This window comes from Trichococcus sp. ES5 (genome assembly GCF_900067165.1).
Classification (GTDB): Bacteria; Bacillota; Bacilli; order Lactobacillales; family Aerococcaceae; genus Trichococcus; species Trichococcus flocculiformis.
Genome location: NZ_FJND01000013.1, coordinates 1 through 21,838, shown reverse-complemented (window position 1 = coordinate 21,838; position 21,838 = coordinate 1). Strand labels below are relative to the sequence as shown.

General features: G+C 42.2%; 25 protein-coding genes and 1 pseudogene. 17 read left to right on the top strand and 9 right to left on the bottom strand.

Features of this window, described 5'->3' with window-relative positions; all coding sequences use genetic code 11:
- Positions 1 to 56 precede the first annotated feature (56 nt).
- Positions 57 to 509 carry a DUF305 domain-containing protein gene (locus tag TES5_RS10285; RefSeq protein WP_068561783.1) on the top strand — a complete coding sequence of 151 codons (453 nt, stop codon included), beginning with the start codon at positions 57 to 59 and terminating at the stop codon, positions 507 to 509.
- A gap of 169 nt (positions 510 to 678) precedes the next feature.
- Here the strand turns inward: TES5_RS10285 and TES5_RS10280 are convergent, their stop codons facing one another.
- The gene (locus tag TES5_RS10280) at positions 679 to 915 is read right to left on the bottom strand and encodes a hypothetical protein (protein ID WP_068561782.1); all 237 of its coding nucleotides are present in this window, start codon (positions 913 to 915) and stop codon (positions 679 to 681) included.
- Positions 916 to 1,050: 135 nt separating this feature from the next.
- Positions 1,051 to 1,587: a hypothetical protein gene (locus TES5_RS10275; protein ID WP_068561781.1), complete on the bottom strand. Its 537-nt coding sequence runs from the start codon at positions 1,585 to 1,587 to the stop codon at positions 1,051 to 1,053.
- Positions 1,588 to 1,894: 307 nt separating this feature from the next.
- On the opposite strand from TES5_RS10275, the gene TES5_RS10270 reads away from it, so the two are divergent.
- The 4 genes from TES5_RS10270 to TES5_RS10250 all read left to right on the top strand — a co-directional run bounded on the left by TES5_RS10270 (position 1,895) and on the right by TES5_RS10250 (position 7,699).
- A complete protein-coding gene (locus tag TES5_RS10270) occupies positions 1,895 to 2,350 on the top strand; it encodes a CopY/TcrY family copper transport repressor (RefSeq protein ID WP_068561780.1) in 456 nt (151 codons plus the stop codon).
- A gap of 15 nt (positions 2,351 to 2,365) precedes the next feature.
- A complete protein-coding gene (locus TES5_RS10265) occupies positions 2,366 to 4,825 on the top strand; it encodes a heavy metal translocating P-type ATPase (protein WP_068561779.1) in 2,460 nt (819 codons plus the stop codon).
- Between the two features lie 352 nt (positions 4,826 to 5,177).
- Entirely contained in the window at positions 5,178 to 5,381 is a 204-nt protein-coding gene (locus tag TES5_RS10255; RefSeq protein WP_068561777.1) for a heavy-metal-associated domain-containing protein, read from the top strand.
- Positions 5,382 to 5,602: 221 nt separating this feature from the next.
- The gene (locus TES5_RS10250; protein ID WP_068561849.1) at positions 5,603 to 7,699 is read left to right on the top strand and encodes a heavy metal translocating P-type ATPase; all 2,097 of its coding nucleotides are present in this window, start codon (positions 5,603 to 5,605) and stop codon (positions 7,697 to 7,699) included.
- Positions 7,700 to 7,873: 174 nt separating this feature from the next.
- Here the strand turns inward: TES5_RS10250 and TES5_RS10245 are convergent, their stop codons facing one another.
- Positions 7,874 to 8,512: a TIGR01906 family membrane protein gene (locus TES5_RS10245; RefSeq protein WP_232309358.1), complete on the bottom strand. Its 639-nt coding sequence runs from the start codon at positions 8,510 to 8,512 to the stop codon at positions 7,874 to 7,876.
- 13 nt (positions 8,513 to 8,525) lie between these two features.
- On the bottom strand, positions 8,526 to 8,735 hold the full coding sequence (locus TES5_RS10240) for an adhesion protein (RefSeq protein WP_068561776.1): 210 nt from the start codon (positions 8,733 to 8,735) through the stop codon (positions 8,526 to 8,528).
- 260 nt (positions 8,736 to 8,995) lie between these two features.
- Here TES5_RS10240 and TES5_RS10235 point away from each other — a divergent pair, with 260 nt between their 5' ends.
- From TES5_RS10235 to TES5_RS10220, 4 genes are read left to right on the top strand one after another with little or no spacing between them, the layout of a single operon-like run.
- A complete protein-coding gene (locus TES5_RS10235) occupies positions 8,996 to 10,312 on the top strand; it encodes a M23 family metallopeptidase (protein ID WP_068561775.1) in 1,317 nt (438 codons plus the stop codon).
- A gap of 43 nt (positions 10,313 to 10,355) precedes the next feature.
- Positions 10,356 to 11,198, top strand: coding sequence for a prolipoprotein diacylglyceryl transferase (lgt, locus tag TES5_RS10230; protein ID WP_068561774.1), 843 nt, complete (start codon positions 10,356 to 10,358; stop codon positions 11,196 to 11,198).
- A 35-nt stretch (positions 11,199 to 11,233) separates the two neighbouring features.
- The gene (locus tag TES5_RS10225) at positions 11,234 to 11,467 is read left to right on the top strand and encodes an SHOCT domain-containing protein (protein WP_068561773.1); all 234 of its coding nucleotides are present in this window, start codon (positions 11,234 to 11,236) and stop codon (positions 11,465 to 11,467) included.
- Positions 11,468 to 11,490: 23 nt separating this feature from the next.
- Positions 11,491 to 11,907 (top strand): NusG domain II-containing protein, encoded by a 417-nt coding sequence (locus tag TES5_RS10220; RefSeq protein WP_369813493.1) that lies wholly within the window; start codon positions 11,491 to 11,493, stop codon positions 11,905 to 11,907.
- A 66-nt stretch (positions 11,908 to 11,973) separates the two neighbouring features.
- On the opposite strand, the gene TES5_RS10215 is transcribed toward TES5_RS10220, so the two are convergent.
- Positions 11,974 to 13,377, bottom strand: a complete 1,404-nt coding sequence (locus TES5_RS10215; RefSeq protein ID WP_068561772.1) for a sensor histidine kinase — start codon at positions 13,375 to 13,377, stop codon at positions 11,974 to 11,976.
- On the bottom strand, positions 13,374 to 14,060 hold the full coding sequence (locus TES5_RS10210; protein WP_068561771.1) for a response regulator transcription factor: 687 nt from the start codon (positions 14,058 to 14,060) through the stop codon (positions 13,374 to 13,376). The genes TES5_RS10215 and TES5_RS10210 overlap by 4 nt, the downstream gene beginning before the upstream one ends.
- A gap of 331 nt (positions 14,061 to 14,391) precedes the next feature.
- Between TES5_RS10210 and TES5_RS10205 the strand changes: the two genes are divergently transcribed.
- Positions 14,392 to 14,958 carry an adenylate kinase family protein gene (locus TES5_RS10205; protein ID WP_068561770.1) on the top strand — a complete coding sequence of 189 codons (567 nt, stop codon included), beginning with the start codon at positions 14,392 to 14,394 and terminating at the stop codon, positions 14,956 to 14,958.
- Positions 14,959 to 15,093: 135 nt separating this feature from the next.
- On the opposite strand, the gene TES5_RS15225 is transcribed toward TES5_RS10205, so the two are convergent.
- Positions 15,094 to 15,270, bottom strand: coding sequence for a hypothetical protein (locus TES5_RS15225; RefSeq protein WP_157080408.1), 177 nt, complete (start codon positions 15,268 to 15,270; stop codon positions 15,094 to 15,096).
- A 313-nt stretch (positions 15,271 to 15,583) separates the two neighbouring features.
- Here TES5_RS15225 and TES5_RS10200 point away from each other — a divergent pair, with 313 nt between their 5' ends.
- From TES5_RS10200 to istB, 7 genes and pseudogenes are all read left to right on the top strand, one after another.
- Positions 15,584 to 16,273 (top strand): hypothetical protein, encoded by a 690-nt coding sequence (locus tag TES5_RS10200; protein WP_068561769.1) that lies wholly within the window; start codon positions 15,584 to 15,586, stop codon positions 16,271 to 16,273.
- A 20-nt stretch (positions 16,274 to 16,293) separates the two neighbouring features.
- The gene (locus tag TES5_RS10195) at positions 16,294 to 16,533 is read left to right on the top strand and encodes an SHOCT domain-containing protein (RefSeq protein ID WP_068561768.1); all 240 of its coding nucleotides are present in this window, start codon (positions 16,294 to 16,296) and stop codon (positions 16,531 to 16,533) included.
- Positions 16,534 to 16,731: 198 nt separating this feature from the next.
- Positions 16,732 to 17,013 (top strand): hypothetical protein, encoded by a 282-nt coding sequence (locus TES5_RS10190; RefSeq protein ID WP_068561767.1) that lies wholly within the window; start codon positions 16,732 to 16,734, stop codon positions 17,011 to 17,013.
- 282 nt (positions 17,014 to 17,295) lie between these two features.
- Positions 17,296 to 17,895 (top strand): YdhK family protein, encoded by a 600-nt coding sequence (locus TES5_RS10185; RefSeq protein WP_068561766.1) that lies wholly within the window; start codon positions 17,296 to 17,298, stop codon positions 17,893 to 17,895.
- A gap of 176 nt (positions 17,896 to 18,071) precedes the next feature.
- Positions 18,072 to 18,275 (top strand): annotated as a pseudogene (locus TES5_RS14980) (TIGR01906 family membrane protein); the annotation flags it as partial.
- Between the two features lie 123 nt (positions 18,276 to 18,398).
- On the top strand, positions 18,399 to 19,964 hold the full coding sequence (gene istA, locus TES5_RS10180) for an IS21 family transposase (protein ID WP_068561765.1): 1,566 nt from the start codon (positions 18,399 to 18,401) through the stop codon (positions 19,962 to 19,964).
- Positions 19,961 to 20,728 carry an IS21-like element helper ATPase IstB gene (gene istB / locus TES5_RS10175; RefSeq protein ID WP_068561764.1) on the top strand — a complete coding sequence of 256 codons (768 nt, stop codon included), beginning with the start codon at positions 19,961 to 19,963 and terminating at the stop codon, positions 20,726 to 20,728. The genes istA and istB overlap by 4 nt, the downstream gene beginning before the upstream one ends.
- A gap of 348 nt (positions 20,729 to 21,076) precedes the next feature.
- Here istB and TES5_RS10170 read toward each other — a convergent pair whose 3' ends face one another.
- Both TES5_RS10170 and TES5_RS10165 read right to left on the bottom strand, forming a co-directional pair.
- A complete protein-coding gene (locus tag TES5_RS10170; RefSeq protein ID WP_068561763.1) occupies positions 21,077 to 21,367 on the bottom strand; it encodes a hypothetical protein in 291 nt (96 codons plus the stop codon).
- Positions 21,368 to 21,577: 210 nt separating this feature from the next.
- On the bottom strand, positions 21,578 to 21,838 hold a 261-nt coding region (locus tag TES5_RS10165; RefSeq protein ID WP_068561762.1), incomplete at its 5' end, for a transposase.

Genomic DNA, 21,838 nt, shown 5'->3' with positions numbered 1-21,838 from the left:
TGGCTATAATGGAGATAGGAGATGTAAAGAGTAATTACAACTAGGAGGAGATTGTTATGAAGAAGTATGTACGCTTTGGAATTATGATTTTGGTCTCTACGGTAATTATGTATTTTTTGATGTTCTTGAATGTATTTCAGCTAAATCATATTTATTTCAGCGAGATGCGGCTCTTAATGACGTTGATTATGGGATCCGTGATGGCGGTTGTGATGCTATCGTTTATGTGGAAGATGTATGATAATAAGAAATGGAATATTATCATACTGGGAGCGAGTTTTTTAATCTTCGGTGTTTCTTTATGGTTGGTGCGCAGTCAGGCGACGATAGATGATGTGGATTACATGCAAGCTATGATTCCACACCATTCCATTGCCATCTTGGCTAGTGAACGAGCAACGATAGAAGACGAGCGTGTTCGAAAATTAGCAGATGAGATCATAGCTGCACAGGAGCGAGAGATCGCGGAGATGAAAATTTTAATTGAGGAAATTCAGCAAAGAGAGTAACAGATATTTTGATAGAGACGAATTAATTGCGGGTAGAGGGTACGACTCTGAAAAAAGCCTCCTTACAGACGAAAAACCTCGGAACATTAAAGAAGGAACACAGCTAATAAAATATAGCTTTGTTCCTTCTTTTAGTATAGAGATTCTCTTCTAAATAAGAGGTCACCTTCTACAGCTGACTCAAGTGGTAGTTTAGTAATTCTGATTGCAGTATTCTCAGTGCTTCTTTCAAGCCATCGAGTCTACCTGTCTCAATGTCTATGATTGCATAATAATCAGATAGGTATTCTTCTGATACACCGGCATTCAACTGCATATGTATATATGCTTCTACTATCTTAATAGAAGATGTTGTAGAAGTTACTCTGGATTCTAGTCTTTCAACTACTCTCGCATAATATTCCAAGAATTCTTCCCCCTTAAAATTAAGTATACGCTTTCTTAATCAGGAAAGAAATAGTTCAAAAACTAGAAAAAAACGCTGAACAGCCGTACGCTACATACCTATTTCTGAGATGGCTAGATATCCCAGGTGCCTCGACTACTCTATCCACTCCTCGCTCTGATTGAAGTCCTCAATCCAGGTAATTTCCGTATCCAAAGTATCATTTTCTTCAATAGGGGAAACTGTTGGAGTAGGATTCTTTCCGGCTATTTGCATTCGATTACTTGTAAAGACGTGAATCTGGAACCATTTTTCCTCTTGTAAAAGCTGTATATTGCGAATAGATTCCAGTGAGATCCATTGATTGTTAATGAAGATTTTATTTCCCGTAAGAGAGCCTCTGAAATACCCTACTATCGATTCAGTTTGACGCCCGAGGTAATCTTTTTGATTCAATTGAATGGATACGGGTCTGTTTTTCTGCAGAGACTCCGTTAATACTTCGTCAATTTCACTTGCATTCATTTGAGCGAGGATAGGGATAGCCTTCAGAGCCTCTTCTTTTCCGGCAGAAATGGACCGTGTCAGTTCTTCCATTGAGAATGCCGTTAACCACTTCACCATGCCCCTATCCTGGTAGTCGTTGTATTCTTCAAATACTTTCTCTGTTCGCTTTCTGGTTTCCTTTATCATATTTTCACCTTCCTATAGCACTGCTATTCTGTTTGTTTGGATTTAAATCCTTTATATTCCCAATTATACGAACGTATGTTTGTTTTTGTAAAGCGAACACGCTAAATATTTACAAATGAAGGTTAGAATCTCGTATTTCAGTGCATTGTTAGATTAGCATACTTCCTTGATACCGCGTCGCTATCGACTCGGTATATCTTTTTATAAATTCAGAAAAAAGTAGTTGACAAATAATGTTTACAAGTGTAAATTATAAGCATAGAAACGTTTACGTTTGTAAACGAATAACAGGGAAGAAGGGGTAAAAATGAAGACAGGAACGTTAACTCCCCATATAACTGATGCCGAATGGGAAGTCATGCGTGTTGTTTGGGCAAACCATCATGTCACGAGTAAGGAAGTTATTTCGATCCTGGAAGATAAGATGAACTGGAAGGCAACCACCATCAAAACTCTGTTGGGTCGTTTGGTTGAAAAGGGCGCGTTATCGACTGAGCAAGATGGGAAAAAGTTTATCTACACGGCACGTGTTGCTGAGGAAGTTACTGTCCGAAACTACACAGGCAATATTTTCAGCCGTATTTGCAACAAAGATATAGGACATGTGATTGGGGAAATAATCAAGGACAACGTATTGAGCTTTAATGATATCCGCTACTTGGAAGAGATTTTGGAAAAGAAAAGAACTTCCGCTGTGGAAGAGGTTAGCTGCCGATGTCTACCTAGGCAATGTCAGTGCAACCTACACCAACATGGAAAATAGGGAGGAAAAGCAAAAATGGAGAATAAAGTATTCAGTATAGACGGCATGACCTGTGCATCCTGTGCACAAACTGTAGAGAAAGCTGCTCAGAAATTACCAGGAGTAAAGACTGCGAACGTTAATCTCGCAACCGAAAAAATGAATATCCAGTTTGACAGTTCAGCATTGACGGAAGCGGACATTCAAAAAGCAGTGGCAGACGCAGGGTACACAGCCATTTCAAATACGGTTAAGAAAACATTCAATATTGAGGGGATGACATGTGCTTCATGCGCCCAGACGATTGAAAAGGCAACTCAGAAACTACGAGGAGTAAATCTTTCCTCCGTAAATCTGGCCACGGAGAAACTGGTAGTGGAGTATGATCCGGGTATGGTGAACCTTACCGATATCATAAAGGCGGTTATGGATTCAGGTTATGAGGCACATGAAGAAGTAGCAACTGCTGATACGGTAGACCAGGATAAAGAAAAAAAACAGAAAGAAATCAAGAGTCTCTGGAACAGGTTTCTAATATCCGCGCTATTTACAGCTCCGTTACTCTATATCGCAATGGGGCATTTGGTAAATGCGCCCCTTCCTGATTTCATTAACCCGATGATGAACCCGGAAGCCTTTGCTATCGTTCAACTCGTTTTGACACTCCCTGTGGTTGCGGTAAACAGTAAAATATATCGCAATGGGTTCAAGGCATTGTCTAAAGGGCACCCTAATATGGATTCGCTGATTTCTCTAGGAACTAGTGCAGCTTTCCTTTACGGGGTATTTGCAACAGTGATGATTTTCCGTGGAGAAGTAGCCTATGCCAATGAACTGTACTATGAAACGGCAGCTGTTATTTTAGCTTTAATTGTCCTAGGGAAATATCTCGAGACCTTAACAAAAGGAAAAACTTCTGAAGCCATTAAAAAACTTATGGGATTGGCACCTAAAACCGCACTGGTGGTAAGAAACGGAAAAGAGTCAGAGATTTCCATTGATGAAGTGGTGGTTGGCGACATTATCGTTGTGAGGCCAGGTGGGAAAATGCCGGTAGATGGCGTGGTTATCGAAGGATTGACGTCGGTAGATGAATCCATGCTCACAGGTGAAAGTATCCCCGTGGAAAAATCTGTGGGAGATGCTATTATTGGTGCGAGTATCAACAAAAATGGGACGATTCGGTACAAGGCGACAAAAGTGGGAAAAGACACTGCGCTGTCCCAAATTATCAAGCTAGTGGAAGATGCCCAAGGATCCAAAGCCCCTATTGCTAAGATGGCTGATATCATTTCCGGGTATTTTGTTCCGATTGTCATTGCGATTGCAATTCTTTCCGCGATAGCGTGGTACTTTGCTGGTCAAACAGGTGTATTCGCCTTGACTATAGCCATTTCGGTACTGGTGATTGCGTGCCCATGCGCGCTTGGTCTGGCTACTCCCACAGCGATTATGATCGGGACAGGAAAAGGTGCAGAGCATGGCGTGCTATTCAAGAGCGGGACAGCGTTGGAGACGACCCATAAGCTGAACACCATTGTGTTCGACAAAACGGGTACGATAACAGAAGGGAAGCCAAAAGTAACGGATATTATCACCGCTGAAGGGATTTCCGAAACGGAATTACTGACTCTTTCTGCTTCCGCCGAAAAAGGCTCGGAGCACCCACTTGGTGAGGCAATCGTGAATAGCGCAGAAGAGAAGGGCCTAGCATTCTTGAAAACAGAAACGTTTAATGCTATTCCAGGACATGGGATTGAAGTGACAATCAATGGCCAAGACCTCTTGCTCGGAAACAAGAAGCTGATGGACGAATGGCATATTGGTCTGGGAAATTTGGCATCTGCCTCCGATGCATTAGCAAGCCAAGGTAAGACGCCTATGTACATTGCAAAGGATGGTAAAATCGCTGGAATCATTGCGGTAGCGGATACTGTAAAAGAGAGCAGCTTACGTGCCATCAAGAAGCTGCATAAGATGGGAATCGAAGTAGCCATGATCACCGGAGACAACAAACGGACCGCTGAGGCCATCGCCAAGCAAGTGGGCATCGATCGGGTGTTGAGCGAAGTCTTACCAGAAGATAAAGCTAATGAAGTGAAGAAGTTGCAGGATGAAGGCAAAAAGGTAGGGATGGTTGGCGACGGAATCAATGACGCTCCAGCTCTTGCCCAGGCAGATGTAGGGATTGCAATCGGTTCGGGTACGGATGTAGCCATAGAATCAGCAGATGTCGTCTTAATGCGGAGTGATCTCATGGACGTACCTACTGCTGTTGAATTGAGTAAATCCACCATCCGAAATATTAAAGAAAACCTGTTTTGGGCATTCGCGTACAACATACTTGGTATCCCCTTTGCGATGGGTGTTGTTTATGCATTTGGCGGTCCTCTGCTCAGCCCGGTCATTGCAGCAGCAGCAATGAGTTTCAGTTCCATTTCTGTTTTGTTGAATGCATTACGTTTAAAAGGATTTCAACCTTCTGTTATGAAATAAAAACTGGGGATGGTAGAATGAGGATGGAGTTAACTATAAGTTTATCTTGTTTCAAATGCTTAAACATAATAGCGGAAAAGACAAAAAAATTCCCTGCAGTGGAGAGCGTGTCTATTGATGAAAGCAAGAAAATTGCACTCGTTCAAGGTAATAAAACGAAGCAAGATGAGTTTCTGGGAGCATTATCCGATATTCCCTATCTTTTAAGGGAGATCAATGAAGCGGAGAATTGCGACTGTTGCACACAACCCCATTTTAGTTTTCATTAATAGTTGACTGACGGTTGAAACATTTCTTTCAAAAAAGGATAAAGAGAAATTTAATAATAAAAAAAAGAAATGAGGAAAAATTTATGAAACAAGAAGTATTCGTAGAAGGCATGAAATGTGAAGGTTGCGCCAAGGGAGTAAAAGAAAAATTCGAATCCATAAAGGGAGTAGAATCAGTGTCTGTTGATTTGAAAGGCAAAAAAGCTACTATAAATACACGATCTGTTATTGATAAAGCAACATTTGTCGCAGTTTTAGAGGACACAAAGTATTCAGTAGTGGAGTAAGGTAGTTTAAAAATTTTGTAAGTTAGGTAATTTTTTGTATTCAGATTCTATTCGGGGAGCCTCAGTTTTTATCCTTCATGAAGAAACAGGGAGAACAGCTGAGGCTCATTCTTTAATCGAGGTAAGAGGAGGATAAGTTTATGAACAACAAGCAACAGAACGGTTCGAATAAACCAACGGACCACAGCAAGATGGACCATAGTGCGATGGACCATAGTCAGATGGACCACAGCAAGATGGATCACAGCAAGATGGACCATAGTCAGATGGATCACAGCAAGATGGATCACAGCAAGATGGATCACAGCAAGATGGATCACAGCAAGATGGATCACAGCAAGATGGATCACAGTGAAATGGATCATGGCGCAATGGGAGGGCATGCCCACCACCATCACGGTAGCTTTAAGGAGATTTTCTTGAAGTCACTCCCATTAGGAATTGCAATCTTACTCATTACTCCTTTGATGGATATTCAGTTGCCTTTCCAAATTATCTTTCCGTATGCAGACGTTGTAGCAGCTGTATTGGCAACAATTCTATACATTTATGGCGGAAAACCATTCTACATGGGTGCGAAAGATGAGTTTAATTCAAAAGCTCCAGGCATGATGTCCTTGATTACTTTGGGAATAACGGTTTCTTATGCCTATAGTGTTTACGCAGTGGCCGCTCGATATGTGACCGGAGAACATGTTATGGACTTCTTCTTTGAGTTTGCAACGTTACTCTTAATCATGTTATTAGGACACTGGATTGAAATGAAGGCATTGGGTGAAGCAGGGGACGCGCAAAAAGCTCTAGCAGAATTAGTGCCAAAAGACGCTCATGTTGTTTTAGAAGACGATTCGATTGAGACTCGTCCTGTGTCTGAACTTCAGGTTGGAGATGTTATCCGTGTTCAAGCAGGAGAAAATGTTCCAGCTGATGGTATCATTATTCGCGGAGAATCCCGTGTAAACGAGGCCCTCTTAACAGGTGAATCTAAGCCAATCGAAAAGAATGTTAAAGATCAAGTCATTGGTGGATCAACAAATGGTAGTGGTGTCCTATATGTAGAAGTAACAGAAACAGGGGATAAGTCCTTTATCTCACAAGTACAATCATTAATTAGCCAAGCACAAAGCCAACCTTCTCGAGCAGAGAATGTGGCTCACAAAGTAGCTGGCTTGTTGTTCTACATTGCGGTTGTAGTAGCTTTAATCGCCCTACTAATCTGGACGATCATTGCGGATCTGCCTACAGCCGTTATCTTTACTGTGACTACGTTAGTTATTGCCTGCCCACACGCTTTGGGTCTTGCTATTCCCTTGGTAGTATCACGTAGTACTAGTTTGGGTGCAAGCCGAGGATTACTGGTTAAAAATAGAGAAGCTTTGGAATTAACTACTAAAGCGGATGTTATGGTATTGGATAAAACAGGTACTTTAACAACTGGTGAATTTAAAGTGTTGGACGTCACTGTTTTGAGTGATAAATATTCTGAAGAAGAAATTACAGGCTTGTTGGCGGGTATAGAGGCGGGCTCCAGTCACCCGATTGCCCAATCGATTGTGAACTACGCTGAAGCGAAAGGCATTAAGTCAGTTTCCTTTGACTCCATTGAAATCGTTTCGGGAGCAGGAATAGAAGGGGAGGCGAACGGCCACCACTATCAATTAATCAGCCAAAAGGCATACGGAAAAGCATTGCGTATGGATATTCCGAAAGGCGCTACTTTAAGTATCCTTGTAGAAAATAATGAAGCAATCGGCGCTGTCGCATTGGGAGATGAACTGAAAGAAACCAGCAGAAACTTGATCGAGGTGCTGAAAAAATACGGAATTGAACCACTCATGGCTACTGGTGATAACGAGGAAGCTGCACAAGGAGTTGCAGAAGTTCTAGGTATTCAATACCAAGCCAATCAATCTCCGGAAGATAAGTACAAGCTGGTCGAGTCCATGAAAAACCAAAACAAGACGGTTATCATGGTGGGAGACGGGGTCAATGACGCACCTTCCCTTGCCTTGGCAGACGTAGGTATTGCAATCGGAGCTGGAACGCAAGTAGCTTTGGATTCTGCGGATATTATCCTTACTCAGTCTGATCCAGGGGATATTGAATCCTTTATCGAGTTAGCAAACAAGACAACAAGTAAAATGAAACAAAATTTGGTATGGGGAGCAGGCTACAATTTTATCGCGATTCCAATCGCTGCTGGTCTCCTCGCTCCTATCGGCATTACCTTGGGGCCTGCATTTGGAGCCGTCCTCATGTCCCTCTCCACGGTTATCGTTGCCATCAATGCCATGCTTTTGAAATTAGACCCTAAATAAAACGAAGCAGGAACGAAAAAAGCACTGGCTGGTTTGACCCCCTTCCAGAATCGGGTCAGACCAGCCAGTATGCTGTATAAGGAAAATCATAGATCGATAAATTTTCGATAAAAACAGGGCTCCCATGCTTTCGATGGAGAGCCCTGCTTTTCTTATGAACCATAACCTTTTTAATCAACGGCTTGGGGCAGAGATTCGATATTTAGTAGTGAAGTACCCCAGGATTAGGAAGACTTCGATTAATCCAAAGGCCAAGAGGAAACTGTGCATAAAGAACTCCGCCGGCAGCGCTAAGATGATGGGATCAGTTGCGGGATTAAATAGCCAAGCATCATTGTTAAAGAATACCTGATGGAATAGCACAAACAGCACATCAAAGTTGATCAATAGAGCCAAAACAACACCCAGCGGAAGCAAGATTCCCCACTGGAAGTATCGAAGAAGTCGCCAGTATTGCCCTTCTCTGTTTAGATACTGCATAAACCAGAAGGAGCCTATCCCTGAAGTAATCAGAATCAGGTAGTCCAGCATAAACAACTTCTTCACTTCAGTGAAGTGGAATAACCCGCTAACTGAGCTAGGGAAATCCGGCATATCCAGTTTCGCTATCCATGGGGTATTCAGGTAATCTAGCAGAATACGATAGTTCATTAAGATTTGCTCTTTCGGCATGTCTACATATTCCGATATATTCAAGTAACCAATGTCAAACGAGTAGAGGAAGGTAAAGTTGATGGTTGCTGCGACCGAAAGGGATAAGATGAAAAAGGTAATGAAAATAAACCCTGAAATTTGAATAATTTTCTGCTTCAATGTGGAATGGCCCTCACAATTCATTTTGATTTATTTTTGATTTTACTACGTTCAATTCCTCTTTTAACCGTTTGTTTTCAATTTCCAACTTTTTCTTGTCTTCCGATTCGGGATCCGCGTGACCATGTCCTTTATGATTATGTCCGCCATGCATACCCGGCATAACAAACATCATGAGTATGTGCCCTGCCACCATCAAAACAATAAATAAGATTGATTCCATGTTCAACTCTCCTTTTATTTTTTCGCCAATGCTACAACTAACACGTTAGTAAAGAAATGGACGATAGATTAAAAAATTACGAAGAACCCAATTCCATTAGTGAAGCAAATAAGATTCAGAATAACTTTCTAAGACAAGAATAGAGTAAAACTATGTAGGTTTTATGGAGATTAACAACTCCATAAAACCTACATAATTCCTTGGTATAGTAAAATAAGCAAAAGAAAGGGGAAAATTTTGCCGACATTTAAGGAGGATACATGAATAGAAAGCAGATGTTCAGGATTTTAGGAATTCCCACGCTTTTAAGTTTACTGGTGGTACCTTTGGATGTGAAAGCTGATACGCTGGAAGAGCTCAATCAACAAAAAACGGAATTGGAAAGCAGAATCCAAGAATTGGATGAGAATTCTTCAGGGCAACAAGAGCTATTGGACACATTGGAGGCAAAGAAAGAGCAACTTGGGGTTGGAACAATCACCCTGCAAAAGGAAATCGACAAGCTCACCCTACAATTAGTTGAACAGCAGGGGAAATTGCAGATTTCTGAGGAAAAAATAAAGGAATTGGGTAAAGAAGCAGAAACGCTGGAAGAACAGATTGAACTAAGAGGGGAAAAACTTAAAGTGCAAGCCAGAGCCGTCCAAACAGATACAAATCCACGTACTCTCCTGGAAGCAGTTATCAACTCGGAGAACCTTGCGGAAATGATAGGGAACATAGGCTTAGTAACTTACATTATGAACATCAACAAGGAAATACTCGTCCAGCAGAAAAATGACAAAATGGATCTGGTGGAGAAAAAGCAGGCAGCTGAGGACGAGCAGGAAAACCTCGAAATACTGAGTGCGGAAATCCAAGTAGCCAAAACCAATTTGGTGACACAGAAAGCAGGGCTGGAGAATCAAATCGAGCAGCTAGCCCAAGAGTATGATCTTACGGTGGAACAAAAAGAAGCGATTGCTCAGGAGCAACAGAATCTTGCCGGAACGGTGAGCACCCTCTCCGACCAACTGAAGGAGGAGCAACGCCGGATCGCTGATGAAGAAGTAGTACGACAACAGGCTGCACAAGAGGTCGCGGTTGCAATGGCGGGTGAGATTGTTCCTGAAAGCTTCTTCGAAGAAAGCAAGGTAGTGGAGTATGCCTCTGCGGGGGAAACCCTGCCTGAAGCGAAGAGCGTTACCGCGTCTGGTTTCATTCGTCCGAGTAATGGGATTGTAACAGATCCTTTTGGATACAGAATCCATCCTCTTACAGGGGAGTGGAAATTGCATGCGGGCATGGATTTTGCCGGATCGGGACCGATTGTCGCAGCCCAGGGGGGAACCGTTCTAGTAGCCGGGTACCATAATTCATGGGGCTACTACGTGAAAATCGACCATGGAAACGGACTCCAAACTTTATACGCTCACATGGAAGCGGGCAGCCTTCGGGTTGCTCCCGGACAAAAAGTATCCCAAGGACAACAATTAGGGATAATGGGAACAACGGGGGATTCAACAGGTGTCCACCTGCATTTCGAGGTTTATGAGAATGGGGTTCAGGTTGACCCAGAACCTTACTTGGGATTGTAAAAGCACTATAAAATAAACGTTTTTTTCTTATAAGGAGGAAAGTATGGAAACAATAGTAGGAACAATTGATCGCGTAGCTTTCTCATTTGGCCCATTCACCGTCTACTGGTATGGGATTATCATTGGGGCTGCTATGCTATTGGCAATCTCCTTGGCGTCCAAGGAGGGCACGAAAAGAGGCTTAGGAGAAGATACCGTTACAGATATGACAATGTGGGCGATTCCCATTGGGCTGATTGGAGCCAGAATCTACTACATTCTCTTCGAATGGCAGTACTATCTGCAAAATCCGGGCGAAATCGTCCAAATCTGGAATGGTGGAATTGCCATTTATGGGGGGTTGATTGCAGGGGGATTCACTGTCTATTGGTACACCAAGAAAAAGAGGATTCCCGTTGCCTTGATGTTGGATGTGCTGGCTCCCTATGTCCTTTTGGCCCAATCCATCGGTCGATGGGGCAACTTCACTAACCAGGAAGCACATGGTGGAGAAGTGACTCGAACATTTCTGGAGAACTTGTACCTTCCGAAGTTTATCATTGATCAGATGCAAATTAACGGTGTGTACTACCAGCCCACCTTCCTCTACGAGTCATTATGGAGTCTCCTCGGATTTGGCGTAATCATTGCCTTGCGAAACCGCAAGGGGTTGTTGCGGCAAGGCGAAGTGGCCCTCAGCTATACTATCTGGTATTCAGCGGGCAGATTCTTCATAGAGGGCCTGCGCACGGATAGTTTGTGGATTGGTGATTTCTTGCGGGTGTCACAGGGATTGTCCTTGCTCTTGTTTGTGGGTGCGATTGGTATTTGGATTTACCGGAGAAGGGATTATCCGCCCAAAACCTACTATCTAGAAGGATGGAACCTCAAAGGAGAAAGAGATTGAAGTAAAGACGGATAACAGGAAAGAGTGTGAGTGGCATGTCGAGTTATTGGAATCTGCTGAATCATGACGGATTGGGATCCTTAAGATTGATGGGGTTGCTTTGGATTGTAGTGCTGTTTATGGTGGCGTACCTCCTTATCAAGATTCTTTCCGATCGAACAGATAGTCGAATTGCGAATGAGACCTCTTTGGAACAGATTCAAAAAGAATTTGCCAGAGATAATATTACGGAAGCAGAGTACTTGAAGAGAAAAAAACAGTTAGAGTAAACGAGAGAAAAAGGGGGAGAATCATGATTAAAAAGTATCGCAGAATGGTGAAACCTTTTGATATTATTATTGTCTCTTTTCTGTTTGTTCTATCTTTTTTACCGACAATGATCTTCGCCGTTGAAACTGCGCACATAGAAAAGAGCAAGCTGTATGCAGTTATCTCGTTCAACGGCGAGGAAGTGGACCGCTTCCTCCTGACCGGAAATGAGAAACAGCGGCTTATCACCTACTATCCTGCTCCCGGGAAGTATAATATTATCGAAATTGATGGGGAGCGGATTCGTGACAAATCGGATAACAGCCCCCAGCAAATCGCCGTGAGGACAGGGTGGATCCAATCCCTTGGACAAACCAGTCTAAACTTACCCCACCGCATGCTAATTGAGATTGTATCCGATAATCCGACAGAGGTGGAGATTGATGTCCTTGCACGATAAGAGAATAGATCACTGAAAAAAGTACTCCAACCCTATTTAATTAGTTGGAGTACTTTTTTATAAACCCTATTTTATTTTTGCCATGGGAAGATTGATTGTAAATGTTGTGCCTTTCCCATAAATACTATCTACGGAAATAGTCCCTTGATGCGCATTCACAATGCCCTTTACAATGGAAAGGCCTATTCCTTGCCCCCCTAGTTTACTGTTTCGGGAGGGCTCCGCCATATAGAACCGTTCAAATATTTGGCCCACTTCGTCCGGAGGGATTCCTTGTCCGTTGTCGATTATCCGAAAGGAAGTAGTGCCTTTACTTTGCGAAACGTAAAGGTCGATTCTTCCTCCCGAAGGGGTAAACTTAATGGCATTTGCCAACAGATTAGTTAAGACCTGATGAATTTTGTCCCGGTCCGCGGAAATGAAAACACGATCACCACTAACGGAGCAGTTAAGTTTATTTTCAACCAGCATGGGTTGGAAATTGTCCACGATTTGTTGGGCTAGTTCCGTAAGATCAAAGGTGTTTTTCTGTAGCTGAGACTCCTGACTTTCGAGTTCGTTGATCCGATCGATTTCTCCAATCAGACGCGTAATTCGGCTTACCTCTTCGTAACAACGATAGAGCCGCTCTTCAGATATTTCCCAAACACCATCTATCATGGCTTCAATATTCCCTTTCAAGGTCGTCAAAGGCGTTCTGATTTCATGGGCAATATCGGAGGACAAACGGTTTCGGATCTTCTGTTGGTATTGAAGTTGCAAGGAAAGATCATTCACTGATACCAGCAGGTCATCAATCTCCCGGATTCCTGTTTCTTCCAGAGAAAGACTGCTGTAACGCCCTTTGGCAATTTCCTTGGTGAAATCATTGATTGTGACGATGGGAGAACTAAGCTTTTTGGCCACCAATAGCGCAAAGAAGAGGGGAATGAGGAGCGAGAAGAAGGCCACCAAAACCAATTTACTTTCCATATCGGAAATAAAGAGGGCGTCATGTTCTGTGTAAGCATAGGGACCCACGGATTGAATCTCCATCATGCCAATTTCTTCGGTACCATCATAAAGGGGACTACGACTTTGCACGTAATCACTCTCCATACCTCCCACCATTTGCTCCATATGCAGGAGATGATCCTGAACCTTGTTCTTCGCATCTTCTTCCTCAGAAGCGGATGGGCTCCATAACAGTTGCCCGTCCTCGTCGAAAATCCTCACAATCACTGACTGTTGGAGAGCATTCCGCCCAACACGCTGAATTGCTTGCGAATTTTCTTCCCAGGTACCGTTTTGTTGATAGAGATTCTCTAAGTCAGTGCTGTATTCTTCCAACTCTGACTCCTGTCTCTCCCTGACATAGTCAGCAAAGTGGCTCTCCAGTAAGTTCAGCGTTATCCAGCTAAAGGCTCCTACCAGAATAAAAGAAAGCGAAACGAAGGAAAGGAGAAGTTGCCACTTTATTGTTCGCTTCATTTTTGACCACCAAATCGGTATCCCTCTCCATAGATTGTCAGGATATAGTAGGGGGTTCGCGTATCATCATCTTCTATCTTTTGTCGCAGGTTCTTAATATGGACATCAATGACTCGATCTGTTCCGTCAAAATCTAATCCTTTTACGACCTGCAAGAGCTGTTGCCTAGGGAAAATCTGCTGAGGATGTGACGCCAGAAGAGTCAGCAACCTGTACTCAGTTGGCGTTAGTCCCACTTCTACGCCCTTTTTGAATACTTGCTTGTTATCGGGATAGATTTCCAATAAACCACCTTCGAAGGACCATTTCACCTCTTGGGGTTCCGGATGTGAGCGTCGCAGTACAGTCTGTACTCGGGCCACCAGTTCTTTGGGGCTGAAGGGTTTCGTCATATAATGGTCCGCGCCGATTTGCAGTCCGCTCAGGATATCCTGTTCCGTTGTTCTTGCCGTCAGCATGATCACAGGGACGCTGGAGGATTTTCTTATTCTTCGGCAGACCTCAAGACCGGAAATATCCGGCAGCATGAGGTCCAGAACGATGAGATCCGGCCGGATGGTTTCGGCTTTCCGCAAGGCTTCTTCTCCGTCCATGGCTCTGAATACTTGGTAGTTTTTAGCAACCAAGTACGCCTCTACAATCTCCAAAATGTTTTCCTCGTCATCTACAATCAAAATTTTCATATATTTTCCCTCCATCATTCACATGATTGATTATGTACTACTAAAAATTGTCCCACCGCACCATCTTTCCTGAGCAATGCACGATGGTAGTTTTCCAATATTGCTGAATTGAGTTTACCTTTTCATTGTGTGGGTTTTATGGAGTAGAAGATGTCCTATTGTTTTTAAAGAAGCAGTAGGAAAAGTTCTGTCGGCCTATTAATGCCTTTAGAACTACTGCAAATTTTTGTTTTTTTTTCTCCATACTCCCTACACAATCATGTGCTATCTTAGTAGTGAATGGTTGTGTACGATCCGATAGAGGCATAATGCAGATAAGGAGTGTTAGAAAATGAATATCGTTATAATGGGAATGCCCGGCGCTGGAATAGGAACCCAAGCGAGGGAAATCGCAGTTACCTATCAGATTCCGTATATCTCTACCGGTGAAATCTTCCGATCTTTCGCTGAGATGGGTAGTCCGATCGGTCTAGAAGTCAAAACGTTCATGGATATGGGAAAACTAGTCCCCGATAGATTGGTCAATAAACTCCTCTGGGATCGCATGGGAGAGGATGACATGAAAGAGGGTTTCATTTTGGATGGATATCCGCGAACGCGTCAGCAAGCGGAAGCGTTAGAAGCATATCTGGAAAGCAAAAGACTGTCGCTGGATGTTGTCCTCTATCTGGCTGTTGGGAAAGAGGTCTTACGGAAAAGATTAGAAAAGAGGATTGATTCGCCCTGGTCAGAGGATAAATCAGAAGTCATAGAAAGACGGCTACAAGTAAGTGAGCTCGAAATGGAAGCACTGACGGGTTTCTATCAGGAAGCGGGAATCGTTTCTATGGTCAATGGCGAACAAAAGCCCGACATTGTATTCGAAAAGATACAAGAAGTTCTTCAGTTTCATTCTTAATGTGGGGTCGTTCTAATCCAGAAAATAATCTTCCTATTGGGTGAATGCCCTGATGAAAAGGTAGAAATCAAGAAAAAAAAGCATGGAGACTCTTGTCGGCATGCTTTTCCTTAAGGTTTATTTTTTTTACCACTGTTAAACATATTCGATGATGCCGCGTTTAAGAAGCTCTTTCCTCAAAGCCTCATTTTCCACCCGCAATCGTTTTACGTCTGCTCTTAAAACAGAATTATATTTACGAACTGCACGTGCGATTACCATCGTAAAAACAGGAACCAGTAGTATTAAAATGATAAATAGAGTTGTTTGCATAGTCTATGTCCTTCTTTCTGGATTGTTTTTTTTAGATTTCATAGTCATAGTATAATAGGTGATTATGTAGACCGTATGAAGAAGCGAATCTCCATTAAATCTACACATTGCTCCGGTATATTAGGGTTAACAAATTCTCAAAGCATGGATAGGTAGTAAGAATTGGCGTTTAGTAAGTGAGGGTACTATAATTAAAAATGTAGAGGTATACTTGATGCCATGGATTTCAGTAAGCACAATTTATCCAATTTTCTAAAGACGAGGTGCCGATTCAAAATCGCTTTAAGGCTTACCGAAGAAAGAAGGCAGGGATATGAAAAACAAGCATCAATTAGTGTGGGGTGTGATCCTGTTTGGTGCGCTTGCTGTATTGATTGTTTACAGCAGCGGGTTGTTTTTTCTGGCAAAAAATGCGGGAACAGACGTTTATACGCAAGGGTTTTACAACAGCGGCATGATGGGTGGCAGAGTCAACAGCAACCAGAACAGCAGTGGCGAGAAATTGACGCCGGATCAGATTTTGTCGGATGTCGAAAATTATTTGAAGGGCTATGGAAATAATCTTCAAGTGGCAGATATTTTTGTCTTCACCGATGCGGATTACTACGTTTCGGTGGAAGAGAAAGATACCGGCAGAGGGGCCATGGAACTCTTGGTCAATCCTTATACGGGACAGATCTACCCCGAGCCGGGTCCCAACATGATGTGGAATGAGAAATACAGCATGATGATGGGAGGATCCTTCCGCTACAATGCGAATGCAACGGATACGGCAACTGTGAACCGAACAGAAGCAGTCAAAATTGCGGATGATTTTGTGAAGAGTCAGTTGGGCGAAGCTTTTTCGGTTCCGGGTGAGGGGCACGCATTTTATGGTTATTACACTTTTCATATCAAGGAAGACGACAAAGTAATTGGGATGCTCAGTGTCAATGACCTTACCGGAGAAGTCTGGTACCATGATTGGCATGGCGATTTGGAACAAGTGATTTCTGAACATTAACAGAAAGAGGAGTGGGAAAAATGATGAATTATTATGGTTATGACATGATGGGCGGTTGGGGAATTTTCATGATGATTATCCTGGTAATCTTAATCGTTATTATCGTATACGCGGTGATGAAGCTAGTCCAAGGAGGCAATAATGCTGGCACAACTTCAAATGGCCGGGATGAGGCACTTGAAATCCTTGATCAGCGTTATGCAAAAGGAGAATTATCAGACGAAGAATACCAACAAAAGAAGAAAATATTGAAAAGTTAGTTGGGTAAGTCTGAAGTTTCATGCTCGAACTGAGTTTTCTCAAAAATATATTCCGGAAATGAACTATTCATATCAAAAAGCCAAGATCATATACAAATCTTGGCTTTTTGATATGATTTTTTTCTACATAAAATCAACACATTCATATATTATTATAAAAACAGAAACATAAAATAAATCAAAGCAAGGGGATAAATTATGCACCACCATGAAAGTAAAGAAGAGAAATCAGGAACGCATAAACACAGTCCATTACATCATATGATCCATATGATTATTTGTTGTGGCCTACCAATACTGATTATAGTATCAATACCATTTATTGCTAAATATAATCTCGGACTTGCTACTATATTAGGAGTTATTGCGCCATTTATATGCCCCATTATGATGGGAGGAATGATGCTATCAATGCTAGGTGGTAAGAAAAAGGAAAACTGTTGTTCGAAAAAAGAAAGTGATACTGTACCGGAAGAGTGAGCGATTTTTTTGTAGGAAGCCATTAAAGCATCTAAAAATTGAAGGAATAGTTTTTAAATAAAAAAGTGGGGCCCAAATAATGGCTACGAATTAATGCGACATTTTTTTGGATACCGATTGTATGCATCTGATTGTGCTGTACTTGACTACTAAAAATGAACCTATAGCCCTGACTAGGTAAATTGATTATAAGACTAATTATTTGACTATTGAAAAAAGGAAGGACAGAATGTGTAATGTAGAGTACTTTCGATAATAGTCAATAAAGGAGGGTAATGAAACATGTATAAGAACCGATTGATAAAAAGTATCCTAGGTCTTTCTACATTAGTATTATTGGCCGCATGTTCTATTGATCAAGATGGAGACGTAGATTCTGAGTCCGTGGGAAATATTTCATCAGATATAGAAAGTATTGCTTCTACTTCGAATATGGGTGAAATGATGCATGATGATTCTGGAGAAATACCAGAAGGATTACTAGCAGCAGAAAACCCAACATATCGGATAGGGGACATTGTTACCATCAATTCAGACCATATGACAGGAATGCAGGGTGCAGAGGCTACTATTGTAGGGGCATTCGACACTACAGTTTACGAAGTATCCTTCAATCCAACTAATGGTGATCCACGAGTAACAAACCATCAATGGGTTATCAAGGAAGAAATAGCTGAAGCAAAAGATGTCGAAGAACCACTGGAACCTGGCACAGAGGTTACGCTGGAAGCGAGTCATATGGAAGGCATGCAAGGTGCAACTGCCACGATAGAATCATCAGAAGTTACCACCGTATATATGGTTGACCTTGATCCGACTACAGGGGAAGAAATGGTTCGGAACCATAAATGGGTAACAGAGGCTGAACTATCGCCCAATTAAATGTTTACCTTTCCAGCATTGAGGAGATAAGGATTTTCTGTAACTTAAATCCATTCCATACCCAAATAAATCTTATGTTAAACAAACCCTGGACAAAAAATAAAGGTCACGATTCACATAAGTGAGTTTTGGCCTTTATTTTTGTCTAAAAATTAGGTTGTCTTTATTATATGTAGATTTTTGTCTTGTTCCATAAAATCTTTTTTAACAATGATGCTTGGTTATTCAATCCTAGCACCGATCCGATTATATTAGCTTTACCTGAAGCATTCTTTATGCATAGTTTTATATTGGCATTTGGAGTAATCGAATTTTTGTTTATAATAGGGTATTTCATTTCAAAGAAACAATGGGTAAAATACGAAAAAAAGACTCCTTGAATGTATTGTCAGTGCTAAACTAAATTGAACAGTTTTCGATGAATAAGATTGAACACTTTCGCCAAAAAATATCTCCAATCCTGTATACTTTTAAAGGTATCTTAGGTTATTGGAGGACGAAAGGTGAAGAAGAAGTTAATGTTATATTTGGAAATTCAACAGATGAAGGAGCGGGGCTTTTCCATCCAACAAATCGCAAAGCAGTTGAAGGTATCCCGCACAACGGTTTATAACTACATGGAGAAGACACCGGAAGAAGCTTTCGAATGGGTCAATTCATTAGGTTCGAGGAAGAAGAAATTGGATCCATACAAGGATTGGATTGTTGCTTGGCTTCAAGAGTATCCGCATCTGAATGCGTCTCAAATACAGGATTGGCTGCTTGAGAAATTCCCCGACTTCACCGTTGGTGAACGTACGATGCGGTTATATGTGAATCAAATACGCGAAGAATATCAGATAGCTAAAACTAAAGTTGTGAGGCAATACGAGGCGGTCGAAGAGCAACCGATGGGAAAACAGGTGCAAGTCGATTGGGGCGAAACGCGTCAAAAGACACAGGATCAAAGAGAAATCAAATTATACTGCATTTGTTTCTTACTTTCCCATTCACGCTACCGCTATGTGGAATGGCAAAACCGCCCCTTTACGACTCGTGATGCCATTCGAAGCCACGAGAATGCCTTTGAATTCTTTGGTGGCATGCCGGAAGAAATCGTTTATGATCAGGACCACCTCATCACTGTGAGTGAGCACGCTGGAGACATGATTCTGACCGCTGAATTTCAAGCGTACAAACAGCAACAGAAGTTCAGAGTCCATTTATGCCGCAAAGCCGACCCCGAATCCAAAGGAAAAGTGGAGAGTACGGTAAAGTATGTGAAACGAAATTTCGCCGATAGCCGGATTTATACGACAATCGAGAACTGGAATGAGCGCTGTTTAGCCTGGTTGGAAAGAACGGGCAACCGAAGGGTTCATGGAACAACAAAAAAGAGACCGGTAGAAGTGTTTCTCCTCGAAAAGCAACACTTAAAACCAGTCTCTAAACTACTCTCAACCGAGAGTATCACCGGTTCAAGTATAACAAGAACGGTAAACAAGGACAATACGGTTTTTTATAAATCAAACCGTTATTCCGTACCACTAGGCACTTACAGACCGAAAGGCCTGAATACAGTGGCTATTGAAATCAAGGAAGATACGAACGATCAAAAACGGCTTATTATCAGAAAACAGCCCGATGGGGAAATTCTGGCGAACCATCCTCTGGAAACTTCAACTGGCAAACTGATCAAAAATAAAAACCATGGGCGCGATCGTTCGAAGGGCATTCAAAGCTATAAGGAAACCGTTGCGCAGCAGTTCAAAGATTTGGAGCTTGCCTCACGATACATTGATATCTTGATGGAGAAGTATCCGCGCTATAAAAGAGACCAACTGGCCGTTCTACAGAAAGCGGCCCTCGAATACCCCACTGTCATTGATGAGGCCCTACAGAAGTGTATGTCTGAACATCTGATGAGTGCGAATGACTTTACGGATGTGGCTAAATACTTGGCTGCCCCTCGGAAAGAGACGCCGCCTGTTCCACCCGTACAAGCAGTCCGATCGGATTGCGCTGATATCAACGTGGAGACGCATCCGATGAGTACCTATACGGAAATTCTGGGAGGTGCCGCCTCATGAATGATAGCATGGACGCGCTGCAAAGCCAGTTCAGACAGTTGCGGTTGGTGGAAACTGCGAGCGAGTTGCCCGAGCTGTTACGTAAAGCCGAACAAGCCTCCTGGACCTACCGGGAACTGGTGCAGGAGATTGTGTGCTTCGAATTAAGGAAGCGCGAGGAAAAAAGTGTTCAGAAACGATTGAGATGGGCTAAGTTCCCGTACCACAAAACACTGACGGAATTCGACCTATCAGATCAGACTTCTCTGAGCAAACGGCAGCTTACCCAGCTCCAAGAGCTTACTTGGCTTGAGCAGCAGTATAATCTCATCTTTTTGGGTCCGAGCGGTGTGGGGAAAACGCACTTGTCCATTGCCTTAGGCATGGAGGCCATCCAGAAGGGGTTTCAGGTAACATTCGTGACAATGGGAGAACTACTCTCCCTTCTGAAAACTGAAGAATTCACGCGGAAATCGCAGGTCCAGCTCAATCGGATCCGAGCATCTGATTTAGTGATTATTGATGATTTGATGTATATGGCAATGGATCAAAGGGAAGCTACCCTGTTTTTTCATTTGATCAATCATCTATATGAACGGAGTTCAATCATCTTGACCTCCAATAAGAGCCCCGACCAATGGGGAGAATTATTGGGCGATGAGGGAGTCGCAATGGCTATCTTAGACCGTATTCTGCATCGAGCGGAGGTCGTTCACATGAATGAAGCTAGCTACCGTATGAAACATCGCCAGAGCATGTTTGTGAGCGAAAGTGTTCAAAATTAATTGGCGTTAACTGTTCAATTCTACTTGACGCTGACATGTATCAAGGAGTCTTTTACACTGGTTTCTATGCGTACGAATTTATTACAAGTATTTTTATCAAAAGAATTAATTGTGCTATTAAGTTGATCAAACAAAAAGATTACACCTAGAAATCACTCTATAATTGTAGTGTCAAAACCAACATTAAGAAGAAACAAGATGTACTTAGTCGTATCATTAAAATTTCAAATTTTGAAAACTTCTTACTTATTTTCCAAGCGTATTTGTTATTGATTTAAAAGTCGTGGATTCACTTAGATGGAACAGCCTTTACATATTGTTTTTGCATCGCTGGATATCAGTAAAGTATCACTGAACCATTAAGCCCTCTATATGTATAGAGGAAAAAATAGATTTGCCCATCATAGATAAATGCAGCTCGTTCTTCCTCAAAGGTAAGCCTTTATCAAGATAAATAAAAAGGCCATTGTGTTGAGTCAACATATAGTTATTATTTTGAGGGTTTTTATATGAAATATCCACATCTTCTGCACCCACGCAACAGGTACGAGTTGCTCTAAGTGAAACAGTTATTATCGTACGACCTTTCTTCTTCATCCATTCCTGTACTGCCTCATCCACTTTAATAGATATAGCCATTTTTCTATCACTGTCCCTTTTTTAGAATAATCAGGATTTTATATCATTAAATCACAAATAACACCACTTTACAACTTTTTAAGTAATGGAGGACATAAAAATACAAACAACCCTGACTTTTTTGTATGATTGATTTGGAGAAAAAACCAACAAAAAAAGGGGTTGTTTGCGTGGTAATAACTTTATACTATATAGGTTGAATTAAATACTTTACATCCGCACGCACAGTCGGTCAATCACCTCAAGGGGACGCCCGTTCACATCGGCTAAGAAACCGCGGACCGCCTGTTTGATTTTCTGGACGTGGTCAAAAAAAACATTGTTGATGACCGATTCCTTGAGCCACTTCCATACGCCTTCCATTAGGTTCAACTGAGGGCTGTAGGGAGGGAGGAAGATGAGTGCCAGGCGCCCAGCGTTTTCTTTAAGAAAAGGCTGGATCAGCTTGGCGTGGTGGATACGGGCATTATC